Origin of the sequence: Isobaculum melis (genome assembly GCF_900111355.1) — a bacterium.
Lineage (GTDB): Bacteria > Bacillota > Bacilli > Lactobacillales > Carnobacteriaceae > Isobaculum > Isobaculum melis.
The window spans coordinates 327,264-341,709 of the sequence record NZ_FOHA01000002.1; the positions used below are offsets into that span (position 1 = coordinate 327,264).

The 14,446-nt window shown below is 33.7% G+C and carries 13 protein-coding genes; 2 read left to right on the top strand and 11 right to left on the bottom strand.

Annotated features, from left to right (window positions below; all coding sequences use genetic code 11):
- Nucleotides 1–51 precede the first annotated feature (51 nt).
- From BMW29_RS03290 to BMW29_RS03315, 6 genes are all read right to left on the bottom strand, one after another.
- Nucleotides 52–675, bottom strand: coding sequence for a hypothetical protein (locus BMW29_RS03290; RefSeq protein WP_092650267.1), 624 nt, complete (start codon nucleotides 673–675; stop codon nucleotides 52–54).
- 52 nt (nucleotides 676–727) lie between these two features.
- Complete coding sequence (locus BMW29_RS03295) at nucleotides 728–1,333, bottom strand: hypothetical protein (protein WP_092650269.1); 606 nt, start codon at nucleotides 1,331–1,333, stop codon at nucleotides 728–730.
- Between the two features lie 67 nt (nucleotides 1,334–1,400).
- Nucleotides 1,401–1,784 carry a hypothetical protein gene (locus tag BMW29_RS13950; protein ID WP_177165661.1) on the bottom strand — a complete coding sequence of 128 codons (384 nt, stop codon included), beginning with the start codon at nucleotides 1,782–1,784 and terminating at the stop codon, nucleotides 1,401–1,403.
- 23 nt (nucleotides 1,785–1,807) lie between these two features.
- Nucleotides 1,808–2,002, bottom strand: coding sequence for a hypothetical protein (locus tag BMW29_RS03305; RefSeq protein ID WP_092650271.1), 195 nt, complete (start codon nucleotides 2,000–2,002; stop codon nucleotides 1,808–1,810).
- 56 nt (nucleotides 2,003–2,058) lie between these two features.
- Nucleotides 2,059–2,697 (bottom strand): hypothetical protein, encoded by a 639-nt coding sequence (locus BMW29_RS03310; protein ID WP_092650273.1) that lies wholly within the window; start codon nucleotides 2,695–2,697, stop codon nucleotides 2,059–2,061.
- 19 nt (nucleotides 2,698–2,716) lie between these two features.
- The gene (locus tag BMW29_RS03315; RefSeq protein ID WP_092650275.1) at nucleotides 2,717–5,824 is read right to left on the bottom strand and encodes an RNase A-like domain-containing protein; all 3,108 of its coding nucleotides are present in this window, start codon (nucleotides 5,822–5,824) and stop codon (nucleotides 2,717–2,719) included.
- Nucleotides 5,825–6,677: 853 nt separating this feature from the next.
- On the opposite strand from BMW29_RS03315, the gene BMW29_RS03320 reads away from it, so the two are divergent.
- Both BMW29_RS03320 and BMW29_RS03325 read left to right on the top strand, forming a co-directional pair.
- The gene (locus BMW29_RS03320; RefSeq protein ID WP_092650277.1) at nucleotides 6,678–7,268 is read left to right on the top strand and encodes a hypothetical protein; all 591 of its coding nucleotides are present in this window, start codon (nucleotides 6,678–6,680) and stop codon (nucleotides 7,266–7,268) included.
- Nucleotides 7,269–7,441: 173 nt separating this feature from the next.
- A complete protein-coding gene (locus BMW29_RS03325; protein WP_092650279.1) occupies nucleotides 7,442–8,101 on the top strand; it encodes a hypothetical protein in 660 nt (219 codons plus the stop codon).
- On the opposite strand, the gene BMW29_RS03330 is transcribed toward BMW29_RS03325, so the two are convergent.
- The 5 genes from BMW29_RS03330 to BMW29_RS03350 form a co-directional block, all read right to left on the bottom strand.
- Nucleotides 8,071–8,346: a hypothetical protein gene (locus BMW29_RS03330; RefSeq protein ID WP_143047329.1), complete on the bottom strand. Its 276-nt coding sequence runs from the start codon at nucleotides 8,344–8,346 to the stop codon at nucleotides 8,071–8,073. The two genes, BMW29_RS03325 and BMW29_RS03330, sit on opposite strands and share 31 nt — an antisense overlap.
- 18 nt (nucleotides 8,347–8,364) lie before the next feature.
- Nucleotides 8,365–8,892, bottom strand: a complete 528-nt coding sequence (locus BMW29_RS03335) for a GNAT family N-acetyltransferase (protein WP_092650283.1) — start codon at nucleotides 8,890–8,892, stop codon at nucleotides 8,365–8,367.
- Nucleotides 8,893–9,089: 197 nt separating this feature from the next.
- Nucleotides 9,090–10,931 carry a beta-glucoside-specific PTS transporter subunit IIABC gene (locus BMW29_RS03340; protein WP_092650285.1) on the bottom strand — a complete coding sequence of 614 codons (1,842 nt, stop codon included), beginning with the start codon at nucleotides 10,929–10,931 and terminating at the stop codon, nucleotides 9,090–9,092.
- Complete coding sequence (locus BMW29_RS03345) at nucleotides 10,928–12,331, bottom strand: glycoside hydrolase family 1 protein (RefSeq protein WP_092650287.1); 1,404 nt, start codon at nucleotides 12,329–12,331, stop codon at nucleotides 10,928–10,930. The genes BMW29_RS03340 and BMW29_RS03345 overlap by 4 nt, the downstream gene beginning before the upstream one ends.
- Nucleotides 12,332–12,441: 110 nt before the next feature.
- The gene (locus BMW29_RS03350) at nucleotides 12,442–14,220 is read right to left on the bottom strand and encodes a BglG family transcription antiterminator (RefSeq protein WP_092650289.1); all 1,779 of its coding nucleotides are present in this window, start codon (nucleotides 14,218–14,220) and stop codon (nucleotides 12,442–12,444) included.
- Nucleotides 14,221–14,446 lie beyond the last annotated feature (226 nt).

Consider the following 14,446-nt stretch of genomic DNA (forward strand, 5'->3'; position numbering starts at 1 on the left):
TTTTTATAACTCGCTAATAAAGTTGAAATTTATACTGATTCTTTATTTTAGCTAATCAGTCTTAGAGGCACCTATAACTGTCATTCTACTGAAAGATGGATCGTATATTGTCCAATAAAAGGTGCCCCACCATTCTTTTCCTGCATTAAAATAATCTGACCAATCGTCATTCCAACGATAGATAATTAAATCTTGTTGATTTGGAAACAGTAGCTGGTTTAAACTTTTAAAATCTTTTCTTCCAGTTGGATTTTCTCCTGATGGGGGAGAAATAAAAGCATAACAATAGGATTCTTCATATTCATCATCCGCATGTTGATACTCCTTAAAAAAATCAGTTGGATCTACTGGCTCTGCTTCCATTGCTTCTGGAATAACAGAATAGCCCATAAACTTGTCTGCCCATCCATGACTTTTAAGCAACTCTTCACGTGTCACGTTATCTTGCTTTGCCCACAATTCTATTCTCTTGTCACGCACTATATTTCGTAACTGGGCCATTTTTTCCAGTCCCTTAATCGCTGCTAATTGATGAGTCTCTATTCCTTGATAATTGATTATTTTAAAGAACACATATCTTGGTGCTATGTATTCTGTTCCAATGTTATGCTTTTTCATCATTTCTTTAAGGTTTAAGGTTTCTTCTTTTAAAAATTTTATATCAACAACCTCCAATTTTTTATAACTCGCTAATAAAGGTGAAATTTATACTGATTCTTTGCTTTAGCTAATCAGTTATAGAACCACCAATAACAGTCATTCTATTAGTAGATGGATCATAAATCGTCCAAAAGAAAGTGCCCCACCATTCTTTTCCTGCATCGAAATAATCTGACCAATCATCATTCCAACGATAGATGATTAAATCTTTTTGATTTGGGAAAATGAGTTGATTTAATTTTTTGAAATCTTTTTTACCATTAAGGTAATTACGTGGTGGCTTTGTAACAGAATAATAATATGATTCTTCAAATTCATCATCCGCATGTTGATACTCCTTAAAAAAATTAGTTGGATCTACTTGCTCTGCTTCCATTGCCGCTGGAATAACCGAATAGCCCATAAATTTGTCTGCCCATCCATGACTTTTAAGCAACTCTTCACGTGTCACGTTATCTTGCTTTGCCCACAATTCTATTCTCTTGTCACGCACTATATTTCGTAACTGGGCCATTTTTTCCAATCCCTCAATCGCTGCTAATTGATGAGTCTCTATTCCTTGATAATGGTCTATTTTAAAAAACGCATACTCTGGCACTAAGTAATCCATCCCAATATGATGTTTTGCCATTGTTTCTTCAAAGTTCAATGTCTCTTTTTCTAAAAATTTCATGTTTAACGGCCTCCTACTTTCACAACTTATTTACAAAAAGAAACTTTATAGCAATTATTTACTGTAACTAATCAGTTGTAGAAGCGCCAATAACAGTCATTCTATTCGTAGACGGATCATAAATTGTCCAATAGAAAGTGCCCCACCATTCTTTGCCTGCATCAAAATAATCTGACCAATCATCATTCCAGCGATAAATGATTAAATTTTGTTGATTTGGAAAAAGCAGTTGATTTATTGTTCTAAAATCTTCTTTCCCTTTAGGATTGGTAAGTGTTGAGTTGGTAACAGCATAATAATAGGAGGTTTCAAACTCTTCATCAGCATGTTTATATTCCTTAAAAAAATCAACTGAATCTATTGGCTCTGCTTTCATTGCTTTTGAAATAACAGAATAACTTCTGAGTTTATCTGACCATCCATTTTTTTTAAGTAACTCTTCGCGTGTCATGTTGGCTTGCTTTGCCCATAACTCTATTCTCTTGTTGTGTAATATTTTTTTAACAGGGGTATTTTTTCCATTCCTTTAACGGCTGCTAGCTGATGTGTCTTTGTTCCTTGATAATGAGCTATTTGAAAGAATACATAGTCTGGTACTAAGTGCATCACTCCAATATTATGTTTTTCCATTGTTTTTTCAAAGTTTAATGTTTCTTCTAAAAATTGCATGTTTAACGGCCTCCTGTTTTTATTACTCATTTACTTATACCAATTATTTACTGTAACTAATCCGTTGCAGAGCCACCAATAATGGTCATTCTTTTACTAGTTGGATCATAAATCGTCCAGTAAAAAGTGCCCCACCATTCTTTTCCTGCATCGAAATAATCTGACCAATCATCATTCCAGCGATAGATGATTAAATCTTGTTGATTTGGAAAAATGAGTTGATTTAATTTTTTAAAATCTTTTCTACCTGTAGAATTACCATATGGTGGATCTACAAAAGCATGGTGATAGGATTCTACAAGCTCTTTATCTTTAGCATAGTCATAACATTCTTTGGCAGGATACTCCTTAAAAAAATCAGTTAAATTTTCTCTTTCAGCTTTCATTAATTTAGGAAGAATAGAATAAATCGTTGTTCCATAAGCATGTTGCCAATTTTTCAATAACTCCTCGTTTGAAAAATGCTGCTTTGATCCTCGTCGTATTTCTAAATACTTAGCTCGTGTTAACATTCTCCATAAAGCTATCTTTTTCATCCCCTCAATCGCAGCTAATTGGTGAGTTTCTATACCTTGATAATCATCTATTTGAAAAAAGATATAATCAAGTACATGAAGCGCTAGATAGTGTATTCCTATATCATGTTTTTTCAATGTTTCTTCAAAATTTAATGTTTCTTCTTCTAAAAATTTCATGTTCAACCACTCCTATTTTTTATGGTTTTGGATAACTTGTAAGTATTCTGTACCCTTTCTTGCTTGATGAAGGTAATACACTAACTACGACTTTTTTTATCTGACTGACCTTTGTTCCATTTCTGGAAAATCCCCTACCACTATTTCTCTCAGTATCAATATGACAATCAAGTTTTCGATTTACATTCTTAAACGTATCAGGACTTTTAATTCTTGCTATATTTATAGCTATTAAAGCCGATAATACATTATCATATGTTGAACTGAATAACCAAGTCTCTTCTTTTATAAACCTATCATTCAAATACGCATCAGACTTCCCAATATGTTTCTCCATTGTATGTCCACCTGCTAGCTCATCAGCCACTAAATCTTTAAAAGTATACCATTCATAATCCTCATCTGGTTCAACATTTAATTCAGACAATAGACTTGTTAATTTTGCAATCGTAATTCCAGCACCTTGTTCTTTTATCGTGCTAGAAATGACACTTTCAGGCAAGTCTTCACCAGTTGCTACATCTCTAATGTCTCCAGTTTCTTCATTAATACCATAAGTTTTACCATTATAGGTTGCAGATCCATCAGTATGCCAGGCTTTAGATTTCTCCCAATCACCAACATCATATTTTGGCGAATTCGTGACTATTGCAACCATAGCAAAACCAGTAACAACATGGGCTGTAAAAACAACTGCTTCATATAACAAGGCGGCATAAAGCATATCATCCAGTACGAAAAATCTCGATTGAAGCCCTGTATTCATAGTAAAAATATTATTTTTAGAGAAAAATTTTCCTTGCCCTAGATATTGAAGAGGGGCTGTATAGTCAATATCTCCTAAAGAGATATTCCCTAAATTGGTCAATGGATATTGATAGAGCAGCGGTATACTCTTCAAATGATCTTTTCCAAAAATATCATCTAGTGCCTCAGAGTAAACAAATGGCTTTCTCCAAATTTTAACTAATGTATTCATTACCTGTACAACATCTGGTTTGTTTCTTGAAGTATCATACTTTGCATACAGATCTGTTAGTTCTTGATTAAAGACACCATTTATATGGATTTTTGTTTGATCTGTGGTTGTATCAATAGATAATTCCAATTCCTTAAAGGAACTCTTAGTCATTTGGAATGTTGTCTCACTGAATAAATCAGTCATAACAATATAGTAATCGCCTGCAGGTAAATCGAGTTGGAAGGTATTGGTTCCATTTGAACATTTGGTTTCATAAATCTTTTTTTCTTGCTGACTATAAACCTTAACTGTTTTAGTTGTTGAGCCTTTTAGCTTAAAATTTAGACGCGTAACATCTGATAAATTTAAAGAATAAATATGGTCTTTTTTAGAGCTTCTTCCTTCCTCATAAAATCGCCAAGGAATCACCAGCAAATTCTTTTTAGCCACATATAATTCAATGTTTTCTGTTGTTACTAAGCTAACGTCCTCATACGCCCAATGATTTATCCAATTTAGAAAATAGTTTAAATCCTCTCCACTACATGGATCATACTTTTTTGCGGTCCCTTCATAAAAGGAATAGAACGCTGGTTTAAATTGGAAATAGTAGGTCTTAGAGGCTGGATAATATTTATATTTATTCGCAGCCTCATTGGCTTCTCCACCATTTTTATTAAAGGTTGCCCCATCTATCTTCTGGTTTGTAAGAGCTAGATCAAGTGACTTTCCATAAGCATACTTTCCCTCTTTTGTTTTAATTAAAAAGTAGGTATTCTTCTTTCTTAAATAATGTTGATAAGCTGATGTCCTGATATCTGTATCATGTCCATCTGAAGCTGTTAACCCTTTTGTATAGTCAATCTGCTCTAATTGATAATCGATGCCTTTATTTAACCCTCTGACATAGTGATCAATCGCCATCGCATCCATCTCAACAATGCTCACTTCATCATCTGACCAACGGCTTAACCAATTCAGAAAATAATTTAAATCTTTTCCGCTACATGGATCATAATTTTTAGCAGTGCCCTCATAAAAGGTATAAAACTCTGGCTTATATTGGAAATAATAAGTATGAGCAGCGGGATTGTACTTATATTTCTTTGCAACCTCATCTGCTTCTCCACCATTGGCTGCAAAGGTTGCTCCGTCTACTTTTCCGCTGTTACGAGGTAACTCAAGCGACTTTCCATAAGCATATTTTCCTTCTTTTGTTTTAATTAAAAAGTAGGTATTTTTCTTTCTTAAATAATGTTGATAAGCTGATGTCCTGATATCTGTATCATGTCCATCTGAAGCTGTTAACCCTTTTGTATAGTCAATCTGCTCTAATTGATAATCGATGCCTTTATTTAACCCTCTGACATAATGATCAATCGCCATCGCATCCATCTCAACAATGCTGATTTCTTCATATGACCAGTGATTCACCCAATTTAAAAAAAAGTTTAAATCTTTTCCTTTACATGGATCATCCTTTTTAGTGGCACCCTCATAAAAGCTATAAAAATCTGGTTTAAATTGGAAATAATAGTTTTTACTTGAAAGTACACCATACTGCTTAGCCTCTGCATCTACTTCTCCACCAATTAATGAAAATAGTGCGCCATCTATCCGCTGTGTATAGTTTGGTAGTTTCACTATTTTGCTATAAGCATATTTTCCCTCTTTAGATTTGATTAAAAAATAAGTATCTTTTTTGGCTAAATAATGCTGATTTATCCATGTTCGGATATCTGTTCCTGCTCCATCGAAAACAGTTAAACCTGCTGTATAGTCAATATTTCCCCATTCATTCGGTGGATTTATCCGACTTCTAAAGGTCAGGCTTTCATCTGGAATCTCTGAAAGAGGCTCTTCACTCTCAGCTACTTCTATTTCTTCCTTTTTAGCTGATTCAATTGGTAAATCTTCTTCCACCGAAATCGCTTCTTCTTCAATTGTTGGTTTCTCAGATTCCAAAATAGACTCATTAACGTGATCCTCTATTAAGATTTCTGGTTCTAGTGTTGCTGGTGGCTCAATATTTTCATTTGTGATAGCTGGCTCATTGTTTTCCAATACTCTATTTGATTCATTGTTTATCTCTGCCAGTACATGAACTGGTTGTACCAAAACAGAGGATACTAATACAATGACACAAAGCGTTTTAAAAAATTTCATGTTGTTCACTCCTTTTAATGGTCTGTTTTTCCAATAAAATTGCTGCAATTCTTTTTATTTTTCTACGATTTGGCTTTTATGTACAAAACATGCTCAACGATTCACATAACTACTTATCAGTAGTCCGTTCGAGCCTCCTCTCCAACACGATTATTTAAAGGTTTTCTTTTATAAAAAGCAGTTGATTTTGTGAAAATAAAAAGAGGGAATATCCTTACTTTTAATTGACATATCGCAACTGCCTTAATCATCATTTGATTATAGCATTACAAAATAAAGAAAAAAATATTTTTCTGCCACCGTTCCCTAAGCTCTTTCATTTTTCTTATCCATAAATCATCAGATAATTCATGGTTTAGCGCTACACTATAGGCTTTTATGAATAGTCAATTTCATTAGATAACATCTCTGCCATTTTTTGAAGCATCTTAACTCAAAAATTAGTCATTTTTCCAACCTATTCCTAATGAAAACAATCTAATAGTTAATCCAACGTCGATAAAAAATCTTTTAAGCAAAAAAATATCTTGCTGAAGTTCATAAACTGAAAATCAACAAGAGCTATTATTTTTATTCAATTTTTTCTATCTCTTTAAGATAGATATTGTACCTTTAAACGTTTTTTCAGCATAAAGAATTTTTACATTTAAATTAAAACGACTTTATCCCTTTCTTTGCCCAAAATCACTTCAAATTCGCATCATCATCTGGTTCAACTTCATCTAGTAACATCGCTGCCACTTTTCAGTTTATCTCTTGCCATCTATTCTACTACAACTAAGAGCTATGCTATAATGAAATCAGCTACATATTTTATTTTTAAATCAACAACTTAAGGAGCTCTGTAACAGACATGCTAAAAACTAAAAAATTACGAACAAAAATATTATTTTCTGTATTAATTGGTGCTTTAGTTGGCCTTACTATCTTTGCATATTATTTATTTCGCCCACAACAAGTCACAAACTTTTTTTCAAATAAATATGGAGCTATTGTTGGAGATAGCCGTGGAGATTGGACTAGCTTTGATTTTAAAAAGCAACAAGCTTATACTCTTACTAATAGTGATGTACGTGACTACTATGCAAGAAATGGGAGTTTTAGTCTAGAACCTGGTCCATATAGAACTGATCATGTATCATATGATACCACTTACCAGTCAATATATGATGAGTATTTCCAGCATTTTTCTGACCTAAAAGTTTCTAAATGGGATATGATTAATCAGAACTATCTCATTACAAAGAACTTGGATAGTGGAGAAATATTAAAACTCTATTTTAATCATAACTTCTTGCCTGAAAAAGCTGAATGCTATCGAGATGAAAAAGCTGAACCGTTCACCATAGAGTATCAATTTGTTAATCAATCAAATTATGATGATGTACAAGTAGATGAAACAGAAGAAAACACAGATATATGGGAAAAACTAAATCAAGATTAAACAATGCTTAAAAAAACAGCTAACCCAATGCTCGCATAAGCTGCCTCAACCGTCGATTTAGCAAGACCAATAGAATATTCTCCACAAAGAAATGACAGCAGTGAGTAGCTAAAAATCACTGTTAATTAGGATAAATTAAAAACATCAACCTTTAAGGAAGGAACCTCCTCAAAATGAATACAATTAAAGCGCGCTTTACGCAAACAATCTATACTAATCCTGAACTTTATCTCATCATTGATGGAAAACCCATTGTTCAATATATTGATACATATGTAACAGAAGGAAAAATTCCTATATTAGAAAAAATGGGCTCTATGCTAGGCTTACTCCCAGCTTGGTCTGGCGCTTTAAATTTCACAGCTGACAATCTTTTTATTTGGCAGCTCGTTGATGCTGAAGAAACACTGAATGTTCCTATTTTAGTTTGTGAAGATGATTGTGATTTAGACTGTATTGTCATTCTTGCTCAAATTCGTAAAACAAAAGAAACTGTTTATTGGGATAAAATTGGCTTACTAAAACATGAAAATGCTAGCCTTTCAGATGAAATTAAAGCGGGTATTTTATATGTAGAAGCCTATACCGAAAGCGATTGGGAAAAGTATGGCGGTACTCTTGCATGGGAAAATCCACAGAGTAAAGTTTTTGAACAATGGTGTGCAGCTAACTGGACAGAAGAGCTTTTACGCAGAAGACAGAACTATACAAAGCCTTATATGCAAAATGAGGAAAATATTGATTGGATTGAGCAAGTCAATTGGTCATTTGATGCCACAGAATATCAAAAAGCAGTTCATGTTTATCGTAAATTTTTGCCAAGCTCCTCCTGAATACACCATTCACAAATAGGCACGCCATCACCAGGATGATTGAAATAAGCCGTACGACCAGTCCATAAAATCCGTCGATTCTCCCACTGACCACAAGAGATACAATGGTCTGCATGGACTGGTTTATCTTCGATGGCTACGGCATTTGTGCTAAAAATGCGCGATAAACTTTTCAGACAGGAATCGCAGTAGTCATTTTCATTGGTTGTTTTTTTGATGCCGCAACAATAACAATTTCTTTGCACCATGAAAAAATTCTCCTTTCACATCATTTTCATCATTTCAAATCGTACTTCTTGATTTTCTACATCTTGATTAGAGTAAGCAAACAAATCAAAACCTACTAGCTGAAAGCCAAATTTCAAATAAAAATCAATTGTCTGAATATTACAAGACTGCGTCTCCAAAATAATCCCTCGTACATGATGACGTTCCGCTCTTTCAATTGCACAATTCATGAGCTTTGTACCGAATCCTTGCTTACGATAATCCTCATGAAGCCAAATAGAGCTGATTCTCAATCTATTATTCCAGCTTTCAATCCCTGTTTCTACAATCCCTACTAATGTATCATTCGAAAAAAGACCAAAAGCCTCTGCCTGCTCTATATACTCAGCAAATAATTCAGAAGTAAATTTTTTTGACAGCTCTTTTTCAAATCGCTTCTTCTGCCATTTAAAAGAAAAACTCGCTGTATTTGCTTCGCTATTTAAAGCATAATAGCCATTTGTTTGATAGTTTGTGGTCCAAGTATAGCCTAGGTAACTTTTATCTAACGCCTTTATTTCCATTCATCTACACCTTCCTTTTATTTTTAATCATTCTATCACCCATAAATATCTGATAAAATCACTTTAACACAGGAAAAATATCCGAACAAGCATGGCATGATAAGCAGTTTTGCTATTGCTAAACAAATTCATTCAAAAAACCATCCGCTTTCTAACACGGATGGTTTTCATCAAATTTTGTCATTTCAAATCAGTACTTAAGATAACGTAATAACAATATCATCAGTCGTAGTAGCTTCAGACTCTTTACTTTCCACAGCTTGATAATTTGCTGAGTTTGTAATGATTACAGGAATCACAGTATCATAGCCTTGCTCAATCACTTTTGCTTGATCAAAAGTGATTAAGCGCTGATGTTTACTAACTGTATCGCCAACCTTAATTTCTGGAGAAAAGAATTCCCCTTTTAGCTGAACCGTATCAAGTCCAATGTGAATCAAGATTTCAGCACCTAATGTTGAACGAATACCAATTGCATGATGCGTATCAAATAACATGGTAATTTCCCCATCAACTGGTGAATAAACTACGCCATCATTAGAAATGGCAGCAATCCCTTTTCCCATTAATTCTTTTGAAAAAATTTCATCATTTACGGTGGCAAGTGAATGAATTGAACCATTGACTGGTGAAGAAAGCTCTTCATAAACACCTGTGTCTGTAGACTCTGAAGTCGTTACTTCTTGTGTTTCTTCTTTAATCCCAATCAGCAAAGTTCCAACAAATGCACCGATAATCGCAATCAAAACCCCAATAATAATATGAATATAGCTATCAGCATGATAGGTTGGTAAAGCTAAAATCCCTGGTAAAGCTACGGCCGTACTATATGCCTTGAAAATAGATAAGTATGCGGCTGCAGTCCCTGCGGCTCCTAATGCGACATAAAATGGTTTTTTATATTTTAAGTTATAGCCATACATCGCTGGTTCTGTAATCCCGCATAAAGCTGTGAAGGCAGCAGTAAATGCGCCTGATTTTTGGGCTTTATCTTTGATTAAAAAGGCAGTGGCAAAAGCGGCTCCTGATTGTGCCAAATTACCAACTAAGAGTGCAGGTAAAATAATGGTAATGCCTGTTTCTGCTATTTCTTGAACCATAATCGGCGTAATCGCATAATGCATCCCAAACATTACAAGCACTGGTCGAAGTGAACCTAATAGGAACGCTCCTAAAAATCCTCCTGAAGTATAAATGAATTTTACCCCATCAGCAATATAGTTACCTAAGTAAGAACCTGCTGGACCTAAAACAATTAATTGTAAAGGAATCATAATACATAGTGTTAATAATGGTGAAATTAAAATTCTAAAGCTTTCTGGGACAATTTTTTCGATGAATCGGTAAACATAGCTTAATACCCATACGGCAAGAATAATTGGAAATACAGTCGATTTATAATTCACAAACAAAACAGGTAATCCAAGTAAATTCAAACTAGTAACACCAGTCTTAGCAGCCTCCATTGCACCATTCATAATGGTTGGATACATAAAGGCAGCTGCCAATGCAATCGCTAAAAACTCACTTGTTTTAAATTTTTTAGCAGCACTTACTGCTAGGAAGAATGGCAAGAAGTAAAAGACAAGATCACCTGTCATTTGAAATACTTGATAAAGACCAGAATCAAGAGATATAAGATTAAAGTTTGTTAAGACAGCATTAATCGCTTGAATCATACCACAACCAATTAATACCGGCAGAATCGGACTAAAAATCCCTGAAATCGTTTCAATTAGCAAGCCAAAACCGATTTTTTTCTTTTCTGGTTGCTCCATCCCAGCTGGTTCATTATTAGATACTAACTGAATAAATTCATCATAGACACCATTTACTTTACCACCCAAAACTACTTGAAGCTGACCATTACTAAATTGTGCTTTGATGACACCCTCAATCTTATCTAATGCTTTAAGATCGACTTGTTGATTGTCCCTTAAATTTAATCTTAGTCTGGTTGCACAATGAGTAGCATGACTAATATTCGCATCCCCACCAACTTCTTCAAAAACTTTTTTAGCAATTAATTGATTTGTCATATTGATTGACCCCTTTCTTGAATCACATTTTGATACCAATAAAAGCTGTCTTTTTTAAGGCGATTTAAATCTCTTAATTCTTCATTTGTTCGATTCACATAGATAAATCCATAACGTTTATCCATCCCTTCTCGACCACTCACTAAATCAATAGCTGACCAAGCGCAGTAACCAAGAATAGGAAAGCCCATGCTAAGACAATGCTTAATTTGTGCAAGATGATTCTGTAAATACTCAATACGATAAGTATCATGAATCTTACCATCTACTACCTCATCATACGCACCTAATCCATTTTCAGTAATCAACATTGGTAATTGATAGCGATTGCAAACATCCATCAAAGAAATACTCAACCCTTCTGGACAAATATTCCAACCCCAATCGGTTTGTGGAATCAATTCATTTTCAGCTAGCTGATAAATTCCTGCTTCTTCTTCACAAAAAACACCTTGTCCACGTAGGGCAATCGTTTCTTGTTCGCTATGTGCAACTGTTTGATTTAAATAATAGTTTATTCCAATGAAATCAGGAGGATTCGCTGCCATTAATTGTAAATCTTCTGTTTTTACTTTTGGACAAATATCACGATCCTGCATATATTTCCAATGAATTGGGGAAAATTTCCCACGACAATGTAAATCTAAAATATAGTGATGTGACAATTCATTAAATTCCATTGCTGCAATTAGATCTTTGGGATTTCCTGAACTAGGAATTGCTGGCATTGGATTAACAGCTGGACCAATTTTAGAGTCTGGCATCATCTGATGTGCTAATTGAATGACTTTAGCTGTTGCCACACACATATGATAGTTGGCTTGTTGTAGTTTTCTTTCGAATGCAAGCCCCGTGCTTTCTTTGGGTAGCCCTAAACGTTCACTTATTTTCACCACATGATCTTGTTCATTAATGGTAAGCCAGTATTTGACTCTATCTCCAAAATGAGTGAACAATACCTTAGCAAAGGCTTCATATGCATCGATGCCTTTTGGAGAAAGCCAACCACCAAATTCTTCAATCAATTGATAAGGATATTCAAAATGGTAGATTGTTACTAAAGGCTCAATGCCATAGGATACCAATTTGTCAACTAATCGATTATAAAAAGCAAGTCCTTCTTCGTTTATATTTTTACCATCTGGCATAATTCTTGTCCAGGACATAGAAAAACGATACATATTCAGTCCTAACTCATGAAATAACTCCACATCTTCTTCCATCCGATGATAATGATCACTAGCAGTGGAGAAATCTGTAATGCCAATTTTTTTCTCAGCCAAATCATGAATGGCTTTTCCACGTCCATCTAATTCAGCTGCTCCTTCTACTTGAAAAGAAGAGGTTGAAGCACCAAATAGAAAATCATCTGGAAAGCGTTCAATTTGTTTAAGGTACATACTTATCACTCCGATATTTTTTTAATTTTCTTCCTCTTCATTCTATTAATGATAGATAGTAAAAGCCATTCACTCTTTTTCGGATAGTATTTGAAAAAGAGTGAATGGCCTTATTTGGTTAATTTTTTTAATGCATTGATTTTAAGAAGATGATGTAATTCATGATAGAAACTTTGAATATTTCCTTCATTTGGATTATAGCTACTAACAACGATGTATTCTATTTCTTTGCTTCTATGTCGGTATTTTTTTTGAAATTGAAAAATTTCAATGCTTGATGCTTGCTGTTTATTAAAGCTAGAAATAAAGATTAAAGGTTCTTCAAGTGTGATTTCATGGGTAATTGTCTTACCAATGAAAGTGATTCCCTGCATTTTCAAATTTCCGCTTGAAATATTTTGAATCTCAATGTTTTTAAGAAATTTATCATGAAACCATTGTCGTCTTCGTCTATCTCGATAAGCAATCATCATTGACATATACTCACTTAATAAAGATAAATCTTCTTTATTAAACAGCTCCTTAATCAAGAAAGCACGATTACTTTCAAGAATAACCCGTTCACTTGTCGTTAGCATCACTTCATAATTTTTTTCAAAATCGGCTGGTTTTTGTAAATATTCATATACTGTGACCGTTTTTATGTGATTCACTTTAAATCCTGAATATTTTTTAATCAACTCACTTGTATGATAAATCACACTAGGTAAGCTATCTGTAATAAATAGAATATCTAGCGCTCGCTCATCTGCTTCAATGAATTCAGCAAAATACAAAACAAGGTATGATAATTCTGATTCTGGTATTTCTCGTTCAAAGGTTGGTAAAAAATAGTCTCGCAATACTTGAAAGGTTAGCGGGTAGGTTTGATTCATTTTTCTTTTTAAGTAATTGTCATTATCGCTACCATTATCTAAGCGAATCAGTAATTTCTGCATATGCATAAAAAATCTTTCTTCCCAAGTTCGGCTAGGTTTAATTTTAATACCCAACTCAGCATCAAGCAGACTAAAAAAGATCGTTAATTTTTCCTTGATTAGCGTGTAATACCCTATTTCTTCAATTTCACCAACATAGGTTGTAACATTTAGCTCGTTTAATTTTGATTGGATACAGTCAATATCTAACGCTGAAAAATCTTCATTTAGCGCTAGGATTATTTCATTTAGTAAAGCAGACATTGGCGGTTTCTCAGGCAGACAGTCTACTCCTTCAACTAAATGAAATCCCATCTTATTTCGAATAATTGTCATCAATAAATAATTTTGAAATAATGCTAATGACTTACCGGAAATAAAATACTGGTGTGCCAAAAACAAGCTATTGGTAATTTTTTTTACTTGTTCAAATTTATTTTGTGTATCAGCAGGTAGACCCAGAAGATTCACTAATGACTCACTATAAGAAAAAATTTTAGCTGAAATATTTCGTTGAAACGATTCTGATTTTTTCATTTTCAACCCTTTTTTAGAGGAAACTTCAATAAATTCTCTTAGCTTCCAAGAATGTTCAAATTCTTTATGAATCATTGTTTTAGAAACAAATAAACGTTTTGACAACTCTTCCATACTCAAGTAATTTTTTTCAAAGAACAAAATCATTAAAATTAAATTTTTTCTTTCAAGATTATGACTATTTATTTCTTTATTTTCATGAATCAGCTGTTTTAGCCAGCTAATAGTTGCAGGACTTAACTCTTGATGATTCATCTTTTTTTTAGAAGAAATAGAGAATGTTTCATCCACTGGAAGATATTGATTCATTTCTTTTATTTCACTTTGAATTGTTCGCTCTGAAACACCTAGTACTGCTGAAAGAAAAGAACTTGATAAGGGAATCCCCTCCGTCAATAAAAAAGATATTATCAATAACTGTCTATGTGTAAACATTTACTCCCTCATTTCTGTTAATCATTTGTCCTTTATTATGAACTAAGTTTACTTGCTTAGGTGACTTTATTCAATCCCATTCAGTGATGTTCGATCAAAACCAGATAAGTTTTTACATTAAACCAACTTTTTTATCATTTTCTCGCTATGCTTATTTGTTAATACTGTCTTAAAACCACTTTTTAAATACAATTTCATTGCAACTAAATTCCTCTGATCAACACTT

Bases quoted from the DNA above. Each gene is read 5' to 3' on its own strand.
- BMW29_RS03295 (WP_092650269.1), bottom strand. From the start codon at position 1,333: ATGAAATTTTTAGAAAAAGAGACATTGAACTTTGAAGAAACAATGGCA.
- BMW29_RS13950 (WP_177165661.1), bottom strand. From the start codon at position 1,784: ATGACACGCGAAGAGTTACTTAAAAAAAATGGATGGTCAGATAAACTC.
- BMW29_RS03305 (WP_092650271.1), bottom strand. From the start codon at position 2,002: ATGCAATTTTTAGAAGAAACATTAAACTTTGAAAAAACAATGGAAAAA.
- BMW29_RS03310 (WP_092650273.1), bottom strand. From the start codon at position 2,697: ATGAAATTTTTAGAAGAAGAAACATTAAATTTTGAAGAAACATTGAAA.
- BMW29_RS03315 (WP_092650275.1), bottom strand. From the start codon at position 5,824: ATGAAATTTTTTAAAACGCTTTGTGTCATTGTATTAGTATCCTCTGTT.
- BMW29_RS03320 (WP_092650277.1), top strand. From the start codon at position 6,678: ATGCTAAAAACTAAAAAATTACGAACAAAAATATTATTTTCTGTATTA.
- BMW29_RS03325 (WP_092650279.1), top strand. From the start codon at position 7,442: ATGAATACAATTAAAGCGCGCTTTACGCAAACAATCTATACTAATCCT.
- BMW29_RS03335 (WP_092650283.1), bottom strand. From the start codon at position 8,892: ATGGAAATAAAGGCGTTAGATAAAAGTTACCTAGGCTATACTTGGACC.
- BMW29_RS03340 (WP_092650285.1), bottom strand. From the start codon at position 10,931: ATGACAAATCAATTAATTGCTAAAAAAGTTTTTGAAGAAGTTGGTGGG.
- BMW29_RS03345 (WP_092650287.1), bottom strand. From the start codon at position 12,331: ATGTACCTTAAACAAATTGAACGCTTTCCAGATGATTTTCTATTTGGT.
- BMW29_RS03350 (WP_092650289.1), bottom strand. From the start codon at position 14,220: ATGTTTACACATAGACAGTTATTGATAATATCTTTTTTATTGACGGAG.